We start from the raw sequence: 23,741 nt of genomic DNA, 5'->3' as shown, positions 1-23,741 counted from the left end.
GACCACTGTGGGATCAATCTGCGGCTAAAGCAGCAGGTTCAGTCAGAAGACGCCCAAGGGCAATAACACCCCACAGCCATGGTGTGCGTGGCATGCACCGGTCGATCTGCCTTGAGCGCCTGAAGGATCGGCTCGATGAAGCTGTTCTGCGCATTGCAGACCAGCCCTTCGCTGTACGGCCCGAAATACGCAAGGTTGCCCTGCCGGTCCCAAATCGCCACAGCCGGGCTGGACGTGATTCGTTCAGCCCCCGGCAAGTCGTTCAAAGGTTTGATCGCGCTCAGCGTCGAGGGCAAGATTCCGTGGGTACCTGGCTTCTGCACGGCATAGAAATCCACGCCGCCTTCGCCGGAGAAGCGCTCGACCAATTCGCTCAGATGTTCTTGATTACCCACGTTGCAGGGGCAGGCCGGGTCCCAGAAATGCACGACCCGAATACGCCCCGGCCCTGCAATCGCCGCAGGCAGGCTAAGCTTGTCTCCTGCGAACAGTGCCGTTTGATCACTGAACGCTCGGACGTATCGACCCTCAAACCATCTGTAGCCCAGCCACAAGGCTGCCACACAGCCCAAGGCGATCAGCGCGAGGAACAGCGTGCGGCGACGAACGAGCGAATGAGCAGTCATGAGGTGGCTTCGATGTGGGTGACGTAGCTTGCCACGCCTGTGAGGACGGAAGAAACTCGCAGGCATGCGTCACTGTGAATTCCTATTGCCTGATGTGGATTGCCGATGCCCAACACGTTCGACCCCGATCACCTGCGCGCTGGCCTGCAACCGCTGAGCGCAAAGCTGGCGCTCACGGAAGAGGAACTTGCCTACCAGCGCTTCTACAGCCTGATAGGGCTCGGGCGTGACGGTTTGGTCAACAGCCGTCTCGGACGTTTCGAGATCGGCGGTTACGAGATCGTCACCCAGCTCTGGGCCCCCGAGTCGCCCGTGGCAACGCTGGTGCTGGTGCACGGTTTCTACGACCACATGGGTCTGTACCGACACGTCATTGAATGGGCTCTGGAGCTTGGCTTTGCGGTGATTTCCTGCGATTTGCCGGGCCATGGGTTGTCCAGTGGGACACGGGCAAGCATTACCGATTTTTCGGAATATCAGGTGGTGCTCGACCGATTGTTCGTCGAGGCTGAAATCCTGCAACTGCCCAAGCCGTGGCACCTGTGCGGACAGAGCACGGGCGGGGCCATCGTGATCGACCACCTGCTCAATCACGGCGATGACAGCCCGATTCAGGGGCAGTCGATTCTGCTGGCGCCGCTGGTGCGTCCTCGCGGCTGGACGTGGTCCAAGGTCAGTTATTACCTGCTGCGGGCATTCGTGAAAGGCATCGACCGGCGTTTCAGCGAAAACTCCAATGCGCCTGCGTTTTTGCCGTTTCTGATGGCCGATCCCTTACAGCCTCGACGCTTGCCGACGGTTTGGGTGGGGGCATTGGCTCGGTGGATCGAACGCATCGAAAACGCCCCGCGCAGCAATCGCAGCCCGCTGGTCGTGCAAGGAGAGTCCGATATGACCGTGGACTGGAGCCATAACCTCGCGGTGCTCAACGAAAAATTCGACCACCCGCAAATCTTCATGCTGCACGAAGCGCGGCATCATCTGGCCAATGAGTTGCCAGCGTTGAGAGCACAGTTTTTCGGGTTTTTGACGCAGCGGATGGGGTGAGCTGTAAATTGCATCCACTGTAGGAGTGAGCTTGCTCGCGATTACGGTGTGTCAAATGAGACAGTGTGGCGGCTCTACCGCAATCGCGAGCAAGCTCACTCCTACAGTGAATGTGCGCGTGGGGGCGATCAATTCACGCTTTGCCCCACCGCTAACCCCGCGCGAATCGCTGCCAGTGCCGCCTGGTAGTAAGCCTTGCCCTCGTTCGATTCCGCGAAGGTCGAGAATTCGTCCAGCTCGTGGTCAGACAGGTCGCGGTACACGTACAGCAGGGTGTTGCTCATGTCGTTGGCGATTTGCGCCATGAGCCGCTGGCGTTGGCCTTCGAGCATGCCTTGGGTCGAGCCGCCGCCCATCAAGCCCGGAATCATCGAGCTCAGGCTATCAGCCGCCACACCTGCAATCGCCAGGCTCACTTCCGCGCCCGCTTCCTTGGCGGGGAGGGCGCTGGACAAGTGGCCGATGATCAGCATGCGGTTATCGCTGGCCTGCATCTTCGGCAGGCCCTGAGCGTTCTTGGCGAGTTGATCAGGGCGGGTGGCGGTCAACTCGGCGTTGACGATCTTGCGACCCAACGGCGACTGAAAAAACTGCAACGCGGGGTTCGGGTCCTGCAAGGTCTGGCGCAGCTTCTGCTCGGCACGCTGGTCCATGGCCTGTGGCGCGAACCGTTGGTTGCTATTGCTGACAAGGGCGTCGTACACCGCAGGCGGCAGGCTGTTTTTGTAGCGCTGTTGTGCGGCTTTCAGGGCGTCGTTGAAATGCGCGCGCTGTTCCGGCCAGCCGGCGACCTTGTACAGCTGGTCGTGGCCGTCTGCCCAAACGGGCATGGTGCAGAACATCAACAGCAGGAAAAACAGACGGCGCATTAGAGACTCCTGTCGGCAGGCCGCTATTCTCGGCGGGGCGGCGGGGATTTGTCGAGTTAACAAGTTGCCAGACCCCAAGAAAATCCGTGGGTTCGGCGATCTTTCGGATAAAGCGGATGCAGGTTTTTACCGCCCTGAAAATATTCTGTGGCTGGCAGACCGCGGGCTCTGTTGGATTGTTCGGCGTGTGGATACTATGCGCGGCATGCACATATCCCCTGATGATCCCCTGCTGATGAAAATCGTCGATGACCTGGCCGAACATGGCTGGTCGCAGCAGGACGTCTTTTTGCCCGAAGCGCTGACCCGCGAGCTGGCGCTTGAGTGCCGCAAACGCGCGGCCGAAGGCGACCTGGCTCCGGCGGCGGTGGGGCGTGGTCCTGCACAGGAGGTTCGAGAAGGAATTCGCGGCGATCACATTCAGTGGCTGGAAGCGGGGCAGGCCGAACCGTGCGACCGGTATCTGGAAGTGATGGATCAGTTGCGTCTTGCGCTCAATCGCGGTTTGTTCCTGGGGCTGGAGGATTTCGAAAGCCATTTCGCTTTTTACCCGCCGGGCGCGTTTTATCGCAGGCACGTCGACCGCTTTCGGGACGACGACAAGCGCATGGTCTCGGCGGTGATTTACCTGAACGACCCTTCCTGGCAGCCCGAAGATGGCGGCCAGCTGCGCATGTTCTTGAAGGACGGCAACGAACTGGATGTCCAGCCTACGGGCGGCTCGTTGGTGTTGTTTCTGTCAGGCGACATGCCCCACGAAGTCCTGCCCGCCCGGCGTGATCGACTGTCGCTGACCGGCTGGTTCCGGCGCCGGGGCAATGAGCCTTTTGAGCTGTAGGGCGTCCTGCTCAGTGATGGATAAACACGCTTCCCCTGTAGGAGCGAATTCATTCGCGAGAGGCCGTTACATTCGATGAAAATGTGTCGTTTGTAGAACCGCCTCGCGAATGAATTCGCTCCTACAGGGGAGCGTGCTGCATGTGTTTGTCCAACATGAAATCTTCTACACACAATCACTCTCCCCGCGCCCTCTGCCGCTGTTCGGACTAAGGTAAACGCCGTGCCAGAGCGTTTGTCCGCAGACCTTGAACCGAGTCCCGGCTGACAGGTCCGACGTTGAGCGCTTTATAAAAAGTAGAAACGGGAGAGCTTCATGAAAACCTTATTCGCAAGAACTGCCCTCGCAGGCCTGCTGCTGGGCTCGACATTCATGGTTCAGGCGGCCGACGTGCCACGCACTCCTTCGCCAGCCGGGGCTGAGGTTTACATCATCTCGCCCAAGGACGGCGCCGTGGTTAACGGTACGTTCAAAGTCCAGTTTGGTCTGAAGGGCATGGGCGTAGCGCCAGCGGGCGTTGACGTGCCGGACACCGGGCACCATCACCTGCTGATCGACGTGAAAGACCAGCCCGACATGAATGCGCCGCTGCCGACCACCGACAACATCCGTCACTTCGGCAAAGGCCAGACCGAAACCGAACTGAACCTCACGCCGGGTCAGCACACCTTGCAATTGTTGGTCGGTGACAAAAACCACGTGCCGGTCAGTCCGGTGGTTGAGTCGCAGAAGATCACGATTACTGTGAAATAACCCCGTACCCCTGTAGGAGTGAGCTTGCTCGCGAAAGCGTTCTGTCATCCCCATTAATGTTGCATGACATACCGCTATCGCGAGCAAGCTCACTCCTACCTGTCAGTGGTGCCTCTACAGGTCCGATTGGCAGGCACAAAAAAGGAGACCCAAAGGTCTCCTTTTTTCATTTCAGCGCCAGCCTTAGAAGAGCACGCGGCTGCGGATGGTGCCTTTGACGTGTTGCAGCTTCTCTTGCGCCAGGTCCGAGTACTCGGCGTCGACATCGATGACCACGTAACCGACTTTCTCGTTGGTCTGCAGGAACTGACCGGAGATGTTGATGCCGTTTTCCGCGAACACCTTGTTGATCTCCATGAGCACACCCGGAATGTTTTCGTGGATGTGCAGCAGGCGGTGCTTGCCAGGGTGAGCCGGCAGGGCCACTTCCGGGAAGTTGACCGAGGACACCGACGTACCGTTGTCGCTGTACTTGACCAGCTTCTCGGCCACTTCCAGACCAATGTTGGCCTGGGCTTCGGCGGTGGAACCACCGATGTGCGGGGTCAGGATCACGTTGTCCAGGCCACGCAGCGGGCTTTCGAAGATGTCGTCGTTGGAGCGCGGCTCGACCGGGAACACGTCGATGGCGGCGCCGATCAGGTGCTGATCCTTGATCGCACTGGCCAGTGCGTCGAGATCGACCACGGTGCCACGCGCAGCGTTGATCAGGATCGCGCCCTTCTTCATGGCACGGATTTCTTTCTCGCCAATCATCATCTGAGTGGATGGCAGCTCAGGCACGTGCAGCGACACGATGTCCGCCAGGCCCAGCAGCTCGGTCAGGCTGGCCACCTGATTCGCGTTGCCCAGTGGCAGCTTGGTCAGCGGGTCGTAGAAGAACACCTGCATACCCAGGCTTTCGGCCAGAACCGACAGCTGAGTACCGATCGAGCCATAGCCGATGATGCCCAGTTTCTTGCCACGGATTTCGAACGAGTTCGCCGCGCTCTTGATCCAGCCACCGCGATGGCAGGAAGCGTTTTTCTCAGGGATGCCGCGCAACAACAGGATCGCCTCCGCCAGCACCAGCTCGGCGACCGAACGGGTGTTGGAGTACGGGGCGTTGAACACGGCGATACCGCGCTCGCGGGCCGCGTCCAGGTCGACCTGGTTGGTGCCGATGCAGAAACAGCCCACCGCGACCAGTTTCTTGGCGCTGTCGAAGAGTTCTTCGGTCAGTTGGGTGCGGGAGCGAATACCGATGAAGTGAGCGTCGGCAATCTTTTCCTTCAGCTCGGCTTCCGGCAGCGACTTGGTGTGGTATTCGATGCTGGTGTAACCGGCGGCCTTGAGGACGTCGACTGCGGATTGGTGGACGCCTTCGAGAAGAAGGAACTTGATCTTGCTCTTGTCGAGGGAAGTCTTGCTCATCTGCGTAAACCTGTGTCCCGGAGAAAATGGCAGGGAATTGGACAGCGCAAGCTGGCCTCACGGCGCAACGGCGCCTTCGCAGGTCGGCCTCAGGCACGTCTCTGCGGGGGCGGTATGCTAGCATATGTGCCCCGCTAAATACCCGTTCCTGCGACGTGAGCCGTTCTCAGGATCACCATGAATCGTTCGAGAGTTCCTTGATGACACAGTCTGCGTTGATAGAAGAACTTAAGTCCCTGGTCGAGCCCGGAAAAGTGCTCACCGATGCCGATTCTCTCGAAGCCTATGGCAAGGACTGGACCCGGCAATTCGCCCCGGCGCCCAGCGCCATCGTGTTCCCTAAGACCACCGAACAGGTCCAGGCCATTGTCCGCTGGGCCAACGAGCACAGGTTTGCGCTGGTGCCGTCGGGTGGTCGTACCGGGTTGTCGGCTGCGGCCGTGGCGATGAACGGCGAGGTGGTCGTTTCCTTCGACTACATGAATCAGATTCTCGAATTCAATGCCACCGACCGTACCGTGCGTTGCCAGCCAGGCCTGGTCACCAAGCAATTGCAGAACTTCGCGGAAGAGAACGGCCTTTATTACCCGGTGGATTTCGCGTCGTCCGGTTCCAGTCAGATTGGCGGCAACATCAACACCAACGCCGGCGGGATCAAGGTCATTCGCTACGGCATGACCCGCAACTGGGTCGCGGGCCTGAAAGTGGTGACGGGCAAGGGCGACATCCTTGAACTGAACAAAGACTTGCTCAAGAACGCCACCGGCTACGACCTGCGTCAGCTGTTCATCGGCTCCGAGGGCACGCTGGGGTTCGTCGTCGAAGCGACGATGCGTCTGGACCGCGAGCCGAACAACCTGACCTGCATGGTGTTGGGCACGCCGGATTTCGATTCGATCATGCCCGTGCTGCACGCCTTCCACGGCAAGCTGGACCTGACTGCGTTCGAATTCTTTTCCGACAAGGGCCTGGCCCACATTCTGGCCCGAGGCGACGTGCCCGAGCCGTTCGAAACCAAGACGCCGTTCTACGCCTTGCTGGAATTCGAAGCGAGCAACGAAGAGATCGCCAATCAGGCGCTGGCGACCTTCGAGCATTGTGTGGAGCAGGGCTGGGTCATCGACGGCGTGATGAGCCAGAGCAAGCAACAGCTGCAGAATCTGTGGAAATTGCGCGAATACCTGTCGGAAACCATCTCCCATTACACGCCGTACAAGAACGATATCTCGGTCACTGTCTCGAAGGTGCCAGCGTTCCTGAATGAAATCGACGCCATCGTCAGTACGCACTACCCTGATTTCGAGGTCGTCTGGTACGGCCACATCGGCGACGGCAATTTGCACCTGAACATCCTCAAGCCGGGCGATCTGCCCAAAGAGGAGTTCTTCGCCCGGTGCGCGACGGTGAACAAGAAGGTGTTCGAGACCGTCGAGAAGTACAACGGCTCGATTTCTGCCGAGCACGGGGTCGGGCTGGTCAAACGTGATTACCTTGAATACAGCCGCTCGCCCGTGGAAATCGAGTACATGAAAGCGGTGAAAGCCGTGTTCGACCCGAACGGCATCATGAACCCTGGCAAAATCTTCGCGCAGTAAGCGACGATTGACTGAATAGACGCTGTATTAAAGGAACGCTCATGAGCTATCAGCACAAATACCTCGACGGCACCAAGGTTCACTTCCCGCTGGGCAAAGTGGTCTGCATCGGCCGCAACTACGCCGAACACGCCAAGGAACTGGATAACCCGGTGCCGACTGAGCCGCTGCTGTTCATCAAGCCCGGCAGCTGCGTGGTCGAGATCGAAGGCGGTTTCAGCATCCCTCAGGATCGGGGTTCGGTGCATTACGAAGCCGAAATCGTGGTCTTGATCGGCAAGCCGCTGAGCAAGAACCCGAGCCGTGAAGAAGTGCTGGACGCCATTTCCGGCTTCGCGCCGGGCCTGGACCTGACCCTGCGTGACGTGCAGTCCAAGCTGAAAGAAAAAGGCTTGCCGTGGGAAATCGCCAAGTCGTTCGACGGCGCGGCGGTGATCGCCCCGTTCGTCTCTGCAGACGTCTACCCGGACCTCGCCGACATCGCCATCCGCCTGACCGTCAACGGCGAAGTGCGTCAGGACGGCAACAGCAGCCAGATGCTCAACCCCATCGTGCCGATGATTCAGCACATGGCGTCGCAGTTCTCGCTGCAAGCGGGCGACCTGATCATGACCGGCACGCCAGCCGGTGTCGGGCCGTTCAACGTGGGCGATCAGATCGTCCTCGAACTACCAGGCCAGAGCCGTTTCGAAAGCGACGTGCGCTGATACCCGACAGGCTCGGCCAACAGGCCGCTTGTGACCCCGCAAGCGGCCTTTTTTATAAGCGCGGGAAATGTCCAGATTGCCGTTTTTTTCACAGCCTATCTGGATAATCCTCCGCCGACCGCAGCGTCACATCGCTGTGCCCATGGATTTTTCTTCAGGATCGTTTCAATGGCTGTTACTGATCAATCGCTGAGCACTCCCGCGCGCCGACGTTTCTCCTGGTTCTGGTTGCTGATCGCCCTGGTGGCGATTCTCGTGGGGCTGTCCTACGCCTGGCACTGGGATGATCGCGGCCTGCTGTGGCTGCGCGAACAGACCGCTTCCGCCGCTGAGCAAAATGCGAGCATCTGGCTGCCTGACTATCACGCTGTCATCGATGGCAAACCCTTGGCAGGGCTGGAAAAGGACGAGGCGTCTGATCTTTCCTATGACGCGTCCAGCAAAACCTTGTACTCGGTCATGGGCAAAAACGCCTTTCTGGCCGAGCTGAGCCTGACCGGGGATGTGCTGCGCAAGATTCCACTGGTGGGCTGGAGCAACCCCGAAGGCGTGGCCGTGCTGGGCAACGGTCTGATCGCGATTGTCGACGAGCGCCAACATCTGATGACCATGGTCACGGTGACGCCGGAGACCAAGACCCTGAACATCGCAGACTTCCCTAAATACGACCTGGGGCCTTCAGCCGATCAGAACAAGGCGTTCGAAGGGGTGGCCTGGGACCCGCGTAATCAGCAGATCATGCTCGGCGAAGAGCGCCCGCCTGCTTTGTTCAGCTGGAAATCCGACGGCAGTGCTGTGTTGAAGGGCGACAAGCAGAAGCGCGAGAACGACAACCTGATCGTCCGCAACCTGTCGGCGCTGTACGCCGATCAGAAAACCGGGCACCTGTTGGTGCTGTCTGCCGAGTCCCACTTGCTGTTGGAGCTGGACGAGAAGGGCAACAAGGTCAGCTTCATGGCGCTGGTGAGAGGCTTCAACGGCCTGGCCCACACCATCCCTCGCGCCGAGGGCGTTGCGATGGACGAAAGCGGCACGATTTACATGGTCAGCGAGCCGAACCTGTTTTACTCGTTCAAGAAGCAGTAGTCAGACAGGTGCGGCACGCCATCAAACCGTCAAGGCGTCCGTTTTTCAGTCTGGTTTCAGGCTACCGTGATATTAAAGCGGTCCCGTCTGAACCCGAGCGTCATCCATGCGTACTTTGTCCCCTCTCAAAACCGTCCTGTTGACGTTGCTGGTCGTTATGGCGCTGGCGATCACTTGGCGCGCTGTTGGCGAGTACCGGCTCATCGAGCGAATGTGGTTCAACTGGCAGGTCTTCTGGCAGTCAAGCGATGCGCAAGCGCTGGGATTGGACGATTACGAAGTGGTGATTGAGGCACGAGCGATTGAAGGGCTGGCGGATAACGTTTCGGCCCTGAGCTTCGATCCTGATCGCAAGACCCTGTTCACGGTGACCAACAAAGACCCCGAACTGGTAGAACTAAGCCTGGAAGGCCACATCCTCAGGCGAATTCCGCTGACGGGGTTTGGGGATGCCGAGGCGGTGGAGTACATCAGCCCCGGCATCTATGTCATCAGCGATGAATACCAGCAGCGTTTGATCAAGGTCCACGTGGACGACGACACCCTGTTTCTCGATTCTGCCGACGCCGAGCAACTGACGTTGGGTATGGGGGCCGGGGGCAACAGCGGTTTCGAAGGGCTGGCTTATGACAACAGGGGCAAGCGCCTGTTTGTCGCCAAGGAGCGCAAGCCCGTGCAGATCCTCGAAGTGCGCGGTTTTCCCAACCTTGATGCGAGCGCGCCAAGCCCCCTGGAAGTGACCTCTAGCAAACGCCGGGACGCGGGGCTGTTTGTCCGTGACCTCTCCAGCCTGCAATTTGATGAGCGCAGCGGCCATTTGTTGGCGCTCTCCGATGAGTCGCGGCAGATTCTGGAGCTGGATACCGAAGGCCGGCCGGTGGGCAATGTCTCGTTGAGCAAAGGCAGCATGGGCCTGAGCAAGAGCGTGCCGCAGGCGGAGGGGATCGCGATGGGGGATGACGAGACGTTGTATCTGGTGAGCGAGCCGAATTTGTTTTATGTGTTCAAGAAGCAGTAGCTAAATGGTTTCTCGATAACCCTGTAGGAGCGAATTCATTCGCGAGCGGCCCTTGCAGCCGACAAACGTCTATCGACTGTACCGACGTCTCGCGAATGAATTCGCTCCTACAGGGTTTCATGTTTCGACAGAACTGCGGAGGTCGCCAGGCCAGGGTTCAGCGAGTCAGGGTTTTCACGCCTTCCTGAGTGCCCAACAGCAGCAAGTCCGCCGAGCGCGCCGCGAACAACCCGTTGGTGACCACGCCAACGATGGCGTTGATCTGTGCTTCCAGCTCCACCGGATTGGTGATGTTCATGTTGTGCACGTCGAGAATGATGTTGCCGTTGTCGGTCAACACGCCTTCGCGATACACCGGGTCGCCGCCCAGTTTCACCAATTGACGCGCAACGTGACTACGGGCCATCGGGATGACTTCCACAGGCAGCGGGAACGCGCCCAGCACCGGCACCAGCTTGCTGCCGTCGGCGATGCAAATGAAAGTTTTCGCCACGGCCGCCACGATCTTCTCGCGGGTCAGGGCTGCGCCGCCGCCTTTGATCAGGTTCAAGTGCTCGTCGCTTTCGTCGGCGCCGTCGATGTAAAACTCCAGATCGCTGACCGTGTTCAGCTCATACACCGGGATGCCGTGGCCTTTCAGGCGTGCGGCGGTGGCTTCGGAACTGGCGACTGCGCCGTCGAACGCGCCTTTGTGCTGCGCCAGCGCGTCGATGAAGCAGTTGGCGGTGGAGCCAGTGCCGACGCCCACGATGCTTTTGTCGTCGAGTTTCGGAAGGATGAAGTCGACGGCGGCCTGTGCAACGGCCTGTTTGAGTTGATCCTGGGTCATGCGGGGCTCCACGGGGGCCAAAGGACACAAAAAGGGCGGGCATTATAGCGACATGCCGTCGGTAAAGCCTGACTCTTGGTGTGGTCGTGCGTCGGGTCGCGGGGTAGACTTCCGGCTCTTGCCCCTTTCGCCAGTGATGCTCCCCGATGCTCGAACAGTACGTGAAGAAAATCCTCACCTCCCGCGTCTACGACGTCGCCATCGAAACCCCGCTGCACGGCGCTCGACAGCTGTCCGAGCGGCTCGGCAACACGGTTCTGCTCAAGCGCGAAGACCTGCAACCGGTGTTCTCCTTCAAGATTCGCGGCGCCTACAACAAGCTGGCGCAGCTGAGCGCGGAAGAGCTGGCGCGGGGCGTGGTTACGGCGTCGGCGGGCAACCATGCGCAGGGTCTGGCGCTGGCGGCGAAAACCCTGGGCGTGTCGGCCACTATCGTGATGCCCAAGACCACGCCGGAGATCAAAGTCGAGGGCGTGCGTTCGCGCGGCGGAAAAGTCGTACTGCACGGTGACTCGTTTCCCGAGGCGCTGGCGTATTCCCTGAAGCTGGTTGAGGAAAAAGGCTACGTCTACATTCACCCCTACGACGACCCTGACACCATCGCCGGGCAAGGCACGGTGGCCATGGAAATCCTCCGTCAGCACCCCGGCCGACTGGACGCGATCTTCGTCCCGGTGGGCGGTGGCGGGCTGATCGCAGGCATCGCGGCCTATGTGAAATACCTGCGGCCGGAGATCAAGGTGATTGGCGTCGAGCCGGACGACTCCAACTGCCTGCAACAGGCCATGGCCTACGGCGAGCGCGTGGTGTTGCAGCAGGTCGGATTGTTCGCGGACGGCGTGGCCGTGGCGCAGATCGGCCAGCACACCTTCGACATCTGCAAGGATTACGTCGACGAAGTCATCACCGTCAGCACCGACGAAATCTGCGCGGCGATCAAGGACATCTACGACGACACTCGCTCGATCACCGAGCCTGCGGGCGCTTTAGGTGCAGCGGGGATCAAGAAATACGTCGAGCAATACGAGGTCAAAGGCCAGACGTTTGTGGCCATCGAGTCCGGCGCCAACGTCAACTTCGACCGCCTGCGCCACGTCGCCGAACGCGCTGAATTGGGCGAAGGCCGCGAAGCGATCATTGCCGTGACCATTCCCGAACAGCCCGGCAGTTTCAAGGCGTTCTGCGAAGCCGTGGGCAAGCGCCAGATCACCGAATTCAACTACCGCTACCACACCGACCGCGAGGCGCACATCTTCGTCGGCGTGCAGACCCACCCCGAGAACGACCCGCGCAAGGCGCTGATCGCGAGCCTCACCGAGCAAGGCTTCCCGGTGCTGGACCTGACCGACAACGAACTCGCCAAGCTGCATTTGCGGCACATGGTGGGCGGGCATTCGGAGCGGGTCAGTGACGAAGTGGTGTTCCGCTTCGAGTTTCCGGAGCGGCCGGGAGCGTTGTTCAATTTTCTGAATAAGCTGGGCGGGAAGTGGAATATCTCGATGTTTCACTACCGTAATCATGGGGCTGCGGATGGTCGGGTCGTGGCGGGACTGGTGGTGCCGGAGGATGAAAGGCACCTGGTGCCGAAGGCGCTGGCGGAGATTGGGTATCCGTATTGGGATGAGACGAATAATCCGGCGTATAGGTTGTTTCTCGGCTGACATCGTTGGTCGCGGTGAGGGCGCACGCTCTTGATTCTGCCCGAAGGGCGTAGGAGTGCCGGGGTGGCGCTCCACCTTGCCTGCGATCTGTCGCGAAGCGGCAGTAAAACCGGACACCTCGGTTGTGTCAGGCATACCGCGTCGTCAGGTTTACGACTGCTACGCAGCCGATCGCGAGCAAGCTTGCTCCTACGCCTTCGGCAGAAGCGGATCGGGTGCAATGTAGCCCAACGCAACTTCCTGCCCGCGACTACGCTCAAAGCACGGCCTCTATAAAGGAAAGCGCCACCATGGAACACTTCGCCGCCCTGAAAATCCTGCACGTGGTCACGACTGTGCTGCTGTTCGCCTGTGGGCTGGCGCTGACGTTCTGGATCGTGCGCGGACGGCGGGCCGGGGATCTGACGGTGCAGAATCGCGCCATGCAGAAGCCTTGGGTGTTTGTCTGGTTGCTGATGGGGTTGTGCCTGCTGACGCTGCCGATCAGCGGCTGGTGGCTGGTGCACTATGCGGGCTGGTCGCTGGGGCAGAGCTGGTTGTTGTTCGCCAGCATTCTTTATACCTTGGGCGCGTTGAGCTGGGCCTGGCTGGCGGTGCGGGTCAATCGGCTGCGCAGGCCAGTGATCGTCGGCAACCCTAAATTTACCCTGGCGTTGGCGGTCTTCAGCGCGGTCTGTTTCGTCGCCATCGTCGGATTGATGGGTGCCAAGCCGGTTTAATTCCGCTGCATCACAATCACTACAAGGACGGTAATGAGGGTACTTCTGGCAGGTGCGACGGGATTCGTCGGGCGTCACTTGCTCAAGGCGCTGAGCAGCGCCGGTCATCAGATCATCGCGACCAGTCGCACCCGGCAATCGTTGCGGTTGCCGGGCGTCGAATGGCGTCAGCTCGACCTCGACACCTTGGCTTCAGTGCCTGACCACTTCGAATTCCCCGAAGCCATCGATCTGCTGATCAACGCCGCCGGTTTGTTGAGTGTGGACGAGCAACAGCTGAGCCTGACCCAGGACCTCGGGACTCGTGCGCTTTTCGATCTGGCGAAACAGGCCGGTGTCCGGGTCCTGCACATCTCGGCCCTCGGCTCGGGCGGACAGCCGGACGTGCCGTTTCTGGCCAGTAAAGCTGCGGCGGATGACTATCTGATGGCGCTCGGCCTACCCGCCGTGGTGCTGCGCCCTTCGTTGATCGTAGGGCAGGGCGGTGCCAGCAGTGACTGGCTCGCTCGTCTTTCCGCATTGCCGGTGATCCCGTTGCTGGACCGCAAAGCCCGATTGCAGCCTTTGCACATCGATGATCTGGTCGGTGCCGTACTGGCCTTGATGCGCCGCTGGCCGGACGCCGCCGTTATCTTGCCCGTGGTGGGGCCTGAGGTCATGACGCTGGGGCAGTTGATCGACCAGATGCGCATGTCCCAAGGATGGCCGACCGCCTGGTTTCTCAAAATCCCTGACGCTGTGACCGAGCTGGGGGCCTCGATGGGCGATCGCTTCGGCTGGAGAGCTCTGAATTATCAAAGTCTGCTCATGGCCCGTCGCGACAACATCGCCGATCCCGAAGTGCTGGAGTCGGTCTGTGGTTATCGCTGCGCCAGTTTGCGTGATCGTTTGCAGGAGTGGCCCGATCCGGCCCAGAGCGCACAGCTCGCCCTGCGTCCGATGATGCTGGCGGTGCTGGCGCTGATCTGGCTGGGCACGGCGTTCGTCAGCCTCGGGCCCGGCTTTGATTGGGGGTTGCGAATTCTTGCCGAGGCCGGACTGACAGGGCCCTTCGCGCAAATCGCGGCGGTGAGTGGTGCGCTGTGCGACGGCGTGTTGGGGGTTGGCCTGCTCATCCCGCGCTGGCGCCGCCGTGTGTTTCAGGCGCAGCTGTGCCTGATGGCGGTTTACACCGTCATCATCACCTTCATCCTTCCCCATTACTGGTTTGACCCTTACGCCGCTGTCGCCAAAAATCTGGTGCTGATGGTGGCCACCCTTTGGCTTTTACGGACCGAACCGCGTCGATGAACGCCTATTTACTGCTCAAAACCCTGCACATTCTGTCGTCCACGATCCTGTTCGGCCTCGGCGCGGGCTCGGCCTATTACGCGCTGAGGGCCTGGCGGACCGGCAAGGTCGAGGTCATCGCCGTGACGTTCAAGCACTTGGTGTTCGCCGACTGGGCGTTCACCACGACGACCGCGATCTTTCAGCCCCTGAGCGGGTTAGGCCTGGTATTGCTGGCGGGTTGGCCGCCCCATCAGAGCTGGCTGATGTGGAGTTTCGGGTTGTACGTGCTGGCGGGCATTTGCTGGCTGCCGGTGGTGTGGCTGCAGATCCGGGTGCACAAGATGGCGAATCAGGCGTTGCTGGACGGTTCTGCGATGCCGATGAAGGCGACTGTTTATATGCGATGGTGGTTTGGCATGGCGTGGCCCGCGTTCTTTTCGTTTATCGCGATTTTTTACCTGATGGTGGCCAAGCCAACTTGAAAAGGGTCACTACTCTAACCCTCACCGCTGAAACCTCTGTAGGAGCGAATTTATTCGCGAAAATAGCTCAGGCGATAGAGTTGTATCGGCTGAGCTGGCCTCTCGCGAATGAATTCGCTCCTACAGGCGATTGAGGCAGTTCTGATATCTCAACCGCGCAACGAAATCACCGGCCAGCCACGACGGGTCGCTTCGGCGCGCAGTTTTTCATCGGGGTCGACGGCCACCGGGTTGGCGACTTGCTCCAGCAGCGGCAGGTCGTTCATCGAGTCGCTGTAGAAATAGCTGTCTTCCAGATCAAAGCCGTTTTCTTCGATCCAGCGGTTCAGGCGCGTCACCTTGCCTTCGCGGAAGCACGGAACGTCGGTGGTGCGGCCGGTGTAGCGGCCTTCGACGATCTCGCACTCGGTCGCCAGCAGCGTGTCGATGCCCAAACGGGCCACAATGGGCGCGGTCACGAAGCGGTTGGTCGCTGTGATGACCACCAGCTTGTCACCCGCATCGCGGTGCTTGGCGAGCAGGGCGAGAGCCTTCGGCAGCATCAACGGCTCGATGCAGTCGCGCATGAACTCGCCATGCCATTCGTCGAGTTGCGCCATTTCAGTGCGGCCGAGGATTTCCAGGCTGAAATTCAGGTAATCCGTCAGGTTCAGAGTGCCTGCCAGATAGTCCTGATAAAAGGCATCGTTACGCTCCTTGTAAGCAGCACCGTCAAGGATGCCGCGTTCGCACAGGTAATCCCCCCAGGCGTGGTCGCTGTCGCCACCCAGGAGTGTGTTGTCGAGGTCGAATAAGGCCAGGCGCATGCGGTTACTCGCTGAATTGGCTGAAAAAAGAGCACAAGAATACGAGGTTTCATCAAGAGATCGCATCTATTAATGCAGTTGTCGCGATAAGCTGCCTGCGCCTCGTTGCTGCCTTCACGATCTTTGTGGAACAATGCGGCGACATGCGTTTGCGAGGTTGTAGCCGTGATCGACCCCGATGGTTTCCGCCCTAATGTCGGGATAATTCTGACAAATGATGCTGGCCAGGTCTTATGGGCTCGCCGTATCAACCAAGATGCCTGGCAGTTTCCGCAAGGAGGGATCAACCCTCAAGAAACGCCGGAAGACGCGCTCTATCGTGAATTGAATGAAGAAGTCGGGCTGGAACGGCACGATGTTGAAATTCTGGCCTGCACCCGTGGCTGGTTGCGCTATCGTCTGCCGCAGCGTCTGGTCCGTACCCACAGCCAGCCGCTGTGCATCGGCCAGAAGCAAAAATGGTTTCTCCTGCGCCTGATCTCCAACGAGCAGCGGGTGCGGATGGATTTGACCGGTAAACCGGAGTTCGATGGCTGGAAATGGGTCAGCTATTGGTATCCGTTGGGCCAGGTGGTGACATTCAAGCGCGAAGTGTATCGCCGCGCACTCAAAGAGCTTGCCCCGCGCCTGTTGGCGCGCGACTGACACGGAGTTCGACCCCGAGCCATGCTCAATACGCTGCGCAAGATCGTCCAGGAAGTTAACTCCGCCAAGGATCTCAAGGCGGCGTTGGGGATTATTGTGTTACGCGTCAAAGAGGCCATGAGCAGCCAGGTCTGCTCGGTCTATTTGCTCGACCCCGAAAGCAACCGTTTCGTGCTGATGGCCACTGAGGGCTTGAACAAGCGCTCCATTGGTAAAGTCAGCATGGCGCCCAATGAGGGCCTGGTCGGTCTGGTCGGCACGCGCGAAGAGCCGCTGAATCTCGAAAACGCCGCCGATCACCCGCGTTATCGCTACTTTGCCGAGACCGGCGAAGAGCGTTTTGCTTCGTTCCTTGGCGCGCCGATCATTCACCACCGGCGTGTCGTCGGGGTGTTGGTGATCCAGCAAAAGGAGCGCCGTCAGTTCGACGAAGGGGAAGAAGCCTTCCTCGTGACCATGAGCGCCCAGTTGGCTGGCGTTATCGCCCACGCCGAGGCCACTGGCTCGATTCGCGGGTTGGGGCGTCAGGGCAAGGGGATTCAGGAAGCCCGCTTCGTCGGCGTAGCCGGCTCGCCAGGTGCGGCGGTCGGTACGGCACTGGTCATGTTGCCGCCCGCCGATCTCGAAGTGGTGCCGGACAAGACCGTCACCGACATCGATGCCGAGCTGAAACTGTTCCAGAACGCCCTTGAGGGCGTTCGCAGCGATATGCGCACACTTTCGGCGAAGTTGGCCACTCAATTGCGCCCTGAAGAGCGTGCGCTGTTCGACGTCTACCTTATGATGCTCGATGATGCATCGCTGGGCAGTGAAGTCACCAACGTCATCAAGACCGGCCAATGGGCACAGGGCGCACTGCGTTCGGTGGTCAATGAGCACGTCAACCGTTTTGAACTGATGGACGATGCCTACCTGCGCGAGCGCGCATCGGACGTCAAGGACCTGGGCCGTCGTCTGCTGGCTTATCTTCAGGAGGCGCGCCAGCAAGCGCTGGTCTATCCCGACGCGACGATTCTGGTCAGCGAGGAATTGACCCCGGCCATGCTCGGAGAAGTGCCGGAAGGCAAGCTCGTCGGTCTGGTATCAGTCTTGGGTTCGGGCAACTCCCACGTGGCGATCCTGGCCCGGGCGATGGGCATCCCAACGGTCATGGGTGCGGTGGATTTGCCGTATTCCAAGGTCGATGGCATCGAGCTGATCGTCGACGGTTATCACGGCGAAGTCTTCACCAACCCCAGCGAAGCCCTGCGCAAGCAGTATTCGGTGGTGGTCGAGGAAGAGCGTCAGCTGTCTCAAGGCCTTGACGCCTTGCGCGAGCTGCCCTGCGTGACGCTCGACGGGCACCGCATGCCGCTGTGGGTCAATACGGGTCTGCTGGCCGACGTGGCGCGTGCTCAACAGCGCGGCGCCGAAGGGGTGGGCCTGTACCGCACCGAAGTGCCGTTCATGATTCAGCAGCGTTTCCCGAGTGAAAAGGAACAGCTGGCGATCTACCGCGAGCAACTGGCCGCGTTCCACCCTCTGCCCGTGACCATGCGCACGCTGGACATTGGCGGTGACAAGGCGCTGTCCTATTTCCCGATCAAGGAAGACAACCCGTTCCTGGGCTGGCGCGGCATTCGCGTGACCCTCGATCACCCGGAAATCTTCCTGGTGCAGACCCGCGCCATGCTCAAGGCCAGCGAAGGCTTGAACAACCTGCGGATTTTGCTGCCGATGATCTCCGGTACCCATGAAACCGAAGAGGCCCTGCACCTGATCCACCGGGCGTGGGGCGAGGTGCGCGACGAAGGCACCGACGTGCCGATGCCGCCGGTGGGCGTGATGATCGAAGTGCCGGCGGCGGTGTACCAGACCCGCGAGCTGGCGCGTCAGGTGGACTTCCTGTCAGTTGGCTCCAACGACTTGACTCAGTACCTGCTGGCGGTCGACCGCAACAACCCACGCGTGGCTGATCTCTACGATTACCTGCACCCGGCTGTTTTACAGGCCCTGCAGAATGTCGTGCGTGACGCTCATGCCGAAGGCAAGCCGGTGAGTATTTGCGGTGAAATGGCAGGCGATCCAGCGGCTGCCGTGCTGTTGATGGCGATGGGCTTCGACAGCCTGTCGATGAACGCCACCAACTTGCCGAAAGTGAAGTGGATGCTGCGCCAGATCAACCTGAGCAAGGCGAAAGAACTGCTGGCGCAGCTAATGAAGAACGACAACCCGCAGGTCATCAGCAGCTCGCTGCAGCTGGCGCTGAGGAATCTTGGGTTGTCGCGGATGATCAACCCGACGTCCGTCAAAGGGCATTGATCGGTCATCAATCTCGACTGCACACACTTGCCCTCTGTGGGAGCGAATTTATTCGCGAGGGGTCTGTACATCCGACACACCTCTGTCAGATGTACTACCGCATCGCGAATAAATTCGCTCCCACAGGTGGTTTGCATTTCACACTGTTAGCTCAACCTCACCCAATCTCCCGCCATATGGCCCGAAGCTGCGTTCGATCAGTCTCCGGCTGCCATCTGCACTGGCAATCAGCACCGTACTCGCCCGCGTCCCGTAATTCGGGCTGGCGATGAACACGCTGGACAGCAGCTTCTCGGTCGCCAAACCCACGCCAGTACTGGGCAGGTCGGCGTCTGGCGCAGCCTCGGCATCCGCAAGAAAACCAAACAGCGCCTCCGGCTCCGGCTGATTCAGCTGATCCGAAAGCGCTGCCTTCGCCTTCAGCAGCTTCGGCCACGGCGTATCAAGCCCTGCGTTGGACACGCCATAAATCCCCGGTTCCAAGCGGTGAGGAAGGGGATTCGCCGCGTTGAGAAAGTGCAGCTCTTCGCGATTGCCCACCAACAGATTGAAGCCGCCGTATTCCGTCGAGCGACCCGCGACTTCCCGCAAGTACTCATCTATCGACAGCGAACCGGTCAAAAAATGAGCAACCAGCTCACCCCTTGAGCGACGCCCCAACGGCTGGCCGGGATCGCGGATGTTGGTCAACGCGGCAAAGCGCCCCTCGGCCGTGACGCCCAGCCACGTGCCGCCCGCTTCCAGATCACGTCCAGCGTAGACGTGGGAAGCGTCTTCCCATTGTGCGAGAGGCAGGGTGGGACGTGCGTAGAATTCATCACGATTGGCCGCCAGAATCAGCGGCTGCGGGTGGGCAGGGCGCCAGGCGAAGACGATCAGGCACATGCGGGCCTCCTTTTTCTCGACACTGTACGCACAGATACACAGGACATCCATCGACCACAGGTGGAGGGCAAGCGCTTGCTCCGGTAACATGCCGCACTGATTTTCGGAGACCCCCATGGAATTTCTGCTCTATCTGGCCCTGGGCGCCTGCGCCGGCGTGCTGGCCGGGCTGTTCGGTGTGGGCGGCGGCATCATCATCGTTCCGGTGCTGGTGTTCAGCTTCACGCTGCAAGGTTTCGACAGTTCGGTCCTGACCCATCTGGCCGTCGGCACATCGCTGGCGACCATCGTGTTCACCTCGATCCAGTCGGTTCGCGCCCACCACAAAATGGGGGCCGTGCGTTGGGCGGTGTTTGCGTGGATGACGGTGGGAATTCTGATCGGCGCGGGGTTTGGCTCACTGACGGCCAGCTACATCGCCGGGCCGCATTTGCAGAAAATCATTGGGGTCTTCGCGATCCTGGTCGCCCTTCAGATGGCCCTCGACCTCAGGCCCAAGGCCAGCGGCAGCGTGCCGGGCAAGACGGGGCTGACGGCGGCAGGTGTGGTGATCGGCTGGGCGTCGGCGATTTTCGGCATCGGCGGTGGATCATTGACCGTGCCATTCCTCACCTGGCGCAGTCTGACGATGCAGCAAGCGGTCGCCACGTCCTCCGCCTGCGGCTTTCCCATCGCGGTGGCGAGCGCCATAAGTTTCATGATTCTGGGGTGGCATGACCCGCTGCTGCCCCCGCATAGTCTCGGTTTCGTGTACTTGCCTGCGCTGATCGGCATCGCCGTCACCAGCATGTTTTTCGCCCGTTTTGGTGCGAAGCTGGCGCACAAACTGTCACCGAGGGTGCTGAAACGACTGTTCGCACTCCTGCTGGTGGTCGTGGGTACCAGTTTTCTGATTTGATTCGTTGCTCTATGAGCGTCCATTTAAGGAGTCGCAATGCTGCCTTACCCGCAGATTGACCCGGTAGCCGTGGCCATCGGTCCGCTGCAAATTCACTGGTACGGCCTGATGTACCTGGTCGGCATCGGCAGTGCCTGGTTCCTGGCTTCGCGTCGTTTGAACACGTTCGACCCGACATGGACCAAGGAAAAACTCTCGGACATGATCTTCTGGGTCGCGATGGGCGTGATCGTCGGTGGACGGCTCGGTTACGTGCTGTTCTACGACCTGCCGAACTACATCGCCAACCCGCTGCTGATCTTTGAAGTGTGGAAAGGCGGCATGGCATTCCACGGCGGTTTCATCGGCGTGATGATCGCGACCTACTGGTTCGGCAAACGCAACGGCAAGTCGTTCTTCCAACTGATGGACTTCATCGCGCCAATGGTGCCGATTGGCCTGGGTGCCGGGCGCATCGGCAACTTCATCAACGGCGAGTTGTGGGGCAAACCGACCGACCTGCCGTGGGCCATGGTCTTCCCGCCGTTCAGCGACCCTGCTCAACTGCCGCGCCACCCGTCGCAGCTGTATCAATTCGCGCTGGAAGGTGTGGCACTGTTCGTCATTCTCTATTTCTTCTCGCGCAAACCGCGTCCGACCATGGCGGTTTCCGGCATGTTCGCGCTGTTTTACGGGATTTTCCGCTTTGTCGTGGAGTTCGTCCGAGTGCCCGATGCCCAACTGGGTTATCTGGCCTGGGGCTGGGTCACCATGGGTCAGATCCTCAGCCTGCCGATGATCATCGGTGGCCTGGTGTTGATCTGGCTGGCCTATCACCGCGCACCGGCTGCCAACAAGGCAGCGGTTTGACTCTGGATCGCCCGGCTCATGAGGCCGGGCGATTCATCGATACAGAGGGCCTTTGGGCATGAAGCAATACCTTGAGCTGTTACAGGACGTCATCGCCAACGGAACGCGCAAGGGCGACCGCACCGGCACCGGCACGACGGCGGTGTTCGGTCGTCAGATTCGCCACAACCTTGCCGATGGCTTCCCGCTGCTGACCACCAAAAAGCTGCACTTCAAGAGCATCGCCAATGAGCTGATCTGGATGCTCAGCGGCAACACCAACACCCAATGGCTCAACGAAAACGGCGTGACCATCTGGGACGAGTGGGCGACTGAAGACGGCGACCTGGGCCCGGTTTACGGCGCACAGTGGACCGGCTGGCCGACCAAGGACGGCGGCAAGATCAACCAGATCGATTACATGGTCGATTGCCTCAAGCACAACCCCAACAGTCGCCGCATCCTGTTCCACGGCTGGAACACCGAATACCTGCCGGACGAAAAGCTTTCGCCTCAGGAAAACGTGAAGGTCGGACGTCAAGCGCTCGCGGTCTGCCATTTGCTGTATCAAGCGTTCGTGGCGGACGGCAAGCTGTCGATGCAGCTGTACATTCGCAGCTCCGATGTCTTCCTCGGCCTGCCGTACAACATCGCCGCGCTGGCCCTGCTGACCCATATGCTGGCGCAGCAGTGCGACCTGATCCCGCACGAGATCATCGTCAGCCTGGGCGACACCCACGCCTATTCGAACCACGAAGAGCAGATCGCCACGCAACTGACCCGCACGCCCAAAGCGCTGCCCCAGTTGAAGATCAACCGCCGCCCGGACAGCATCTACGACTACCGTTTCGAAGACTTCGAGATCGTGGGCTACGACGCCGATCCCAACATCAAAGCGCCTGTGGCGGTTTGAGCCTCCAGCGCTGAAGACTCTGTAGCAGTCCGGCTCGGCGGCGGTAGCGATTCTGCTCACGCCGCCAGCAAGCCGTACTGATCCAGAGCGATTTAATTAAATTCGCACGCGGGTTCTATGTTCTAACCGGTTAACCCCAAAGTTCCCGGTCAATTAAAATTTAATAAAAGTTCGGATTGTTGCAGTTGCGTAATAACTGTTTTGCAAGGCAGTAAACAAAATTGATTTGATAGATATTTTCAATCTGTCGATTGCGTGTATTGAGTTTAACTCTGGGGATTGTTTGTTCTATAGTCGGGGTCTACCGATAAGTCTTTAGCCTGACACGCGTTTGGAATCACCCTCCATGACCACGACGAACTTCAGCACTGACACTTACTCCAGCACCACCTCCGGTCTTTATCGCGCCGCCGCTCGCATCCTCAACGAAGCCGGAATCCAGATCAACGGATCGGCACCCTCGGATATTCGCTTCAATGGTCCCGGCGTTCTCGAACGCGCTTTCGCCCAGGGCAACCTGGGGTTGGGCGAGGCCTACATGGACGGGCAATGGGACAGCGAGCATCTAGACGAGTTTTTCCATCGGCTCCTCAAGACGCGGATGACGGAAGACGTCAAACCGATTCGCTTGCTGTTCTACGCGCTCATGGCCAAGTTCATGAACCGGCAAAACGTCAAACGTTCGAAAACGGTCGGTGAAGTGCATTACGACCTGGGCAACGATTTCTATTCGAAAATGCTCGACTCGCGCATGACCTACACCTGCGGGTACTGGGAAAACGCCGCAACCCTCGAAGAAGCGCAAGCCGCCAAGCTCGACCTGATCTGCCGCAAGTTGCAACTCAAGCCCGGCATGCGCGTGCTCGACATTGGCTGCGGCTGGGGCAGCTTCATGAGCTATGCCGCTGAACACTACGGCGTCGAAGCCGTGGGTGTGAGCATTTCCAAAGAACAGATTGCCTGGGCCAAAGAGCGCTACAAGCACCTGCCACTTGAATTTCGCTTCCAGGATTACCGTGAACTGGACGAGCAGTTCGATGCGATTGCCAGCGTGGGCATGTTCGAACACGTGGGTCGCAAGAACCATCGAGAATACATGGAACTGGCCAATCGCTGTTTGAAACCCGGTGGGTTGTTCCTGTTGCATACCATCGGCAAGAACCAGCGCAACTCTTACCCTGATCCATGGATCGACAAATATATATTCCCCAATGGTGACCTGCCTTCAATTGGTCAAATGGGCGATGCCATGGATGGGCTATTCGTGGTCGAAGACTTGCACAACTTTGGCGCGGACTACGACAAGACACTCATGGCGTGGCACGAGAACTTCATGAAAGCCTGGCCTGAGTTTGAATCGCAATTGGGCGAACGCTTCTATCGCATGTGGCGTTATTACCTGTTGTCCTGTGCCGGGGCGTTCCGCGCGCGGGACATTCAATTGTGGCAGTGGGTATTGTCCAAAGGTGGCGTGCCGCATGGGTACCACCGCAGCCAGATTTGAGCACTTACTTTAAACACCTCTGTAGGAGCGCGCTTGCCCGCAAAGG

Annotated in this window: 23 protein-coding genes; 17 read left to right on the top strand and 6 right to left on the bottom strand. The window is 59.6% G+C overall.

What is annotated here, in order from left to right; all coding sequences use genetic code 11:
• Window positions 1-38 precede the first annotated feature (38 nt).
• A complete protein-coding gene (locus AAEO81_RS29045) occupies window positions 39-626 on the bottom strand; it encodes a DUF6436 domain-containing protein (RefSeq protein WP_341960581.1) in 588 nt (195 codons plus the stop codon).
• Window positions 627-731: 105 nt separating this feature from the next.
• Here AAEO81_RS29045 and AAEO81_RS29040 point away from each other — a divergent pair, with 105 nt between their 5' ends.
• A complete protein-coding gene (locus tag AAEO81_RS29040) occupies window positions 732-1,673 on the top strand; it encodes an alpha/beta hydrolase (RefSeq protein ID WP_341960580.1) in 942 nt (313 codons plus the stop codon).
• Between the two features lie 128 nt (window positions 1,674-1,801).
• Here AAEO81_RS29040 and AAEO81_RS29035 read toward each other — a convergent pair whose 3' ends face one another.
• Window positions 1,802-2,542 (bottom strand): DUF2059 domain-containing protein, encoded by a 741-nt coding sequence (locus AAEO81_RS29035; RefSeq protein ID WP_341960578.1) that lies wholly within the window; start codon window positions 2,540-2,542, stop codon window positions 1,802-1,804.
• A 196-nt stretch (window positions 2,543-2,738) separates the two neighbouring features.
• On the opposite strand from AAEO81_RS29035, the gene AAEO81_RS29030 reads away from it, so the two are divergent.
• Complete coding sequence (locus AAEO81_RS29030) at window positions 2,739-3,380, top strand: 2OG-Fe(II) oxygenase (protein ID WP_341964648.1); 642 nt, start codon at window positions 2,739-2,741, stop codon at window positions 3,378-3,380.
• Window positions 3,381-3,695: 315 nt separating this feature from the next.
• Window positions 3,696-4,133, top strand: a complete 438-nt coding sequence (locus AAEO81_RS29025) for a DUF4399 domain-containing protein (RefSeq protein WP_341960577.1) — start codon at window positions 3,696-3,698, stop codon at window positions 4,131-4,133.
• Between the two features lie 183 nt (window positions 4,134-4,316).
• On the opposite strand, the gene serA is transcribed toward AAEO81_RS29025, so the two are convergent.
• Entirely contained in the window at window positions 4,317-5,546 is a 1,230-nt protein-coding gene (gene serA / locus AAEO81_RS29020) for a phosphoglycerate dehydrogenase (RefSeq protein ID WP_166594259.1), read from the bottom strand.
• Between the two features lie 200 nt (window positions 5,547-5,746).
• On the opposite strand from serA, the gene AAEO81_RS29015 reads away from it, so the two are divergent.
• The 4 genes from AAEO81_RS29015 to AAEO81_RS29000 all read left to right on the top strand — a co-directional run bounded on the left by AAEO81_RS29015 (window position 5,747) and on the right by AAEO81_RS29000 (window position 9,952).
• On the top strand, window positions 5,747-7,141 hold the full coding sequence (locus AAEO81_RS29015; RefSeq protein WP_341960575.1) for an FAD-binding oxidoreductase: 1,395 nt from the start codon (window positions 5,747-5,749) through the stop codon (window positions 7,139-7,141).
• A 41-nt stretch (window positions 7,142-7,182) separates the two neighbouring features.
• The gene (locus AAEO81_RS29010; protein WP_341960574.1) at window positions 7,183-7,848 is read left to right on the top strand and encodes a fumarylacetoacetate hydrolase family protein; all 666 of its coding nucleotides are present in this window, start codon (window positions 7,183-7,185) and stop codon (window positions 7,846-7,848) included.
• A 168-nt stretch (window positions 7,849-8,016) separates the two neighbouring features.
• On the top strand, window positions 8,017-8,934 hold the full coding sequence (locus tag AAEO81_RS29005; protein WP_341960573.1) for an SdiA-regulated domain-containing protein: 918 nt from the start codon (window positions 8,017-8,019) through the stop codon (window positions 8,932-8,934).
• 106 nt (window positions 8,935-9,040) lie between these two features.
• Window positions 9,041-9,952 (top strand): SdiA-regulated domain-containing protein, encoded by a 912-nt coding sequence (locus tag AAEO81_RS29000; RefSeq protein WP_341960571.1) that lies wholly within the window; start codon window positions 9,041-9,043, stop codon window positions 9,950-9,952.
• A 157-nt stretch (window positions 9,953-10,109) separates the two neighbouring features.
• On the opposite strand, the gene rpiA is transcribed toward AAEO81_RS29000, so the two are convergent.
• Entirely contained in the window at window positions 10,110-10,781 is a 672-nt protein-coding gene (gene rpiA, locus AAEO81_RS28995) for a ribose-5-phosphate isomerase RpiA (protein WP_341960569.1), read from the bottom strand.
• Between the two features lie 146 nt (window positions 10,782-10,927).
• On the opposite strand from rpiA, the gene ilvA reads away from it, so the two are divergent.
• The 4 genes from ilvA (at window position 10,928) to AAEO81_RS28975 (ending at window position 14,915) form a co-directional block, all read left to right on the top strand.
• Window positions 10,928-12,442: a threonine ammonia-lyase, biosynthetic gene (gene ilvA, locus AAEO81_RS28990; RefSeq protein WP_341960567.1), complete on the top strand. Its 1,515-nt coding sequence runs from the start codon at window positions 10,928-10,930 to the stop codon at window positions 12,440-12,442.
• A gap of 290 nt (window positions 12,443-12,732) precedes the next feature.
• The gene (locus tag AAEO81_RS28985) at window positions 12,733-13,161 is read left to right on the top strand and encodes a DUF2269 family protein (protein ID WP_341960564.1); all 429 of its coding nucleotides are present in this window, start codon (window positions 12,733-12,735) and stop codon (window positions 13,159-13,161) included.
• Window positions 13,162-13,194: 33 nt separating this feature from the next.
• Complete coding sequence (locus AAEO81_RS28980; RefSeq protein WP_341960562.1) at window positions 13,195-14,451, top strand: SDR family oxidoreductase; 1,257 nt, start codon at window positions 13,195-13,197, stop codon at window positions 14,449-14,451.
• Window positions 14,448-14,915 carry a DUF2269 domain-containing protein gene (locus tag AAEO81_RS28975; RefSeq protein WP_341960560.1) on the top strand — a complete coding sequence of 156 codons (468 nt, stop codon included), beginning with the start codon at window positions 14,448-14,450 and terminating at the stop codon, window positions 14,913-14,915. The genes AAEO81_RS28980 and AAEO81_RS28975 overlap by 4 nt, the downstream gene beginning before the upstream one ends.
• Window positions 14,916-15,064: 149 nt before the next feature.
• Here AAEO81_RS28975 and AAEO81_RS28970 read toward each other — a convergent pair whose 3' ends face one another.
• Window positions 15,065-15,721 (bottom strand): HAD family hydrolase, encoded by a 657-nt coding sequence (locus AAEO81_RS28970; RefSeq protein ID WP_341960558.1) that lies wholly within the window; start codon window positions 15,719-15,721, stop codon window positions 15,065-15,067.
• Between the two features lie 165 nt (window positions 15,722-15,886).
• On the opposite strand from AAEO81_RS28970, the gene AAEO81_RS28965 reads away from it, so the two are divergent.
• Both AAEO81_RS28965 and ptsP read left to right on the top strand, forming a co-directional pair.
• Window positions 15,887-16,366 (top strand): RNA pyrophosphohydrolase, encoded by a 480-nt coding sequence (locus AAEO81_RS28965; protein ID WP_074751434.1) that lies wholly within the window; start codon window positions 15,887-15,889, stop codon window positions 16,364-16,366.
• A 21-nt stretch (window positions 16,367-16,387) separates the two neighbouring features.
• On the top strand, window positions 16,388-18,667 hold the full coding sequence (gene ptsP, locus AAEO81_RS28960) for a phosphoenolpyruvate--protein phosphotransferase (RefSeq protein WP_166598738.1): 2,280 nt from the start codon (window positions 16,388-16,390) through the stop codon (window positions 18,665-18,667).
• Window positions 18,668-18,805: 138 nt separating this feature from the next.
• Here ptsP and AAEO81_RS28955 read toward each other — a convergent pair whose 3' ends face one another.
• Window positions 18,806-19,552 carry an NRDE family protein gene (locus AAEO81_RS28955; RefSeq protein WP_341960554.1) on the bottom strand — a complete coding sequence of 249 codons (747 nt, stop codon included), beginning with the start codon at window positions 19,550-19,552 and terminating at the stop codon, window positions 18,806-18,808.
• 115 nt (window positions 19,553-19,667) lie between these two features.
• Here AAEO81_RS28955 and AAEO81_RS28950 point away from each other — a divergent pair, with 115 nt between their 5' ends.
• The 4 genes from AAEO81_RS28950 (at window position 19,668) to cfa (ending at window position 23,695) form a co-directional block, all read left to right on the top strand.
• Window positions 19,668-20,450 carry a sulfite exporter TauE/SafE family protein gene (locus AAEO81_RS28950; protein WP_341960553.1) on the top strand — a complete coding sequence of 261 codons (783 nt, stop codon included), beginning with the start codon at window positions 19,668-19,670 and terminating at the stop codon, window positions 20,448-20,450.
• 36 nt (window positions 20,451-20,486) lie between these two features.
• Entirely contained in the window at window positions 20,487-21,299 is an 813-nt protein-coding gene (gene lgt, locus AAEO81_RS28945) for a prolipoprotein diacylglyceryl transferase (RefSeq protein WP_341960552.1), read from the top strand.
• Between the two features lie 58 nt (window positions 21,300-21,357).
• On the top strand, window positions 21,358-22,191 hold the full coding sequence (locus AAEO81_RS28940) for a thymidylate synthase (protein WP_341960551.1): 834 nt from the start codon (window positions 21,358-21,360) through the stop codon (window positions 22,189-22,191).
• Between the two features lie 346 nt (window positions 22,192-22,537).
• Window positions 22,538-23,695: a cyclopropane fatty acyl phospholipid synthase gene (gene cfa, locus AAEO81_RS28935; protein ID WP_341960549.1), complete on the top strand. Its 1,158-nt coding sequence runs from the start codon at window positions 22,538-22,540 to the stop codon at window positions 23,693-23,695.
• Window positions 23,696-23,741: the final 46 nt, after the last annotated feature.

The sequence above is a fragment of the Pseudomonas sp. RC10 genome (assembly GCF_038397775.1).
Lineage (GTDB): Bacteria > Pseudomonadota > Gammaproteobacteria > Pseudomonadales > Pseudomonadaceae > Aquipseudomonas > Aquipseudomonas bambusae.
This window is presented reverse-complemented; position numbering and strand designations above follow the sequence as displayed.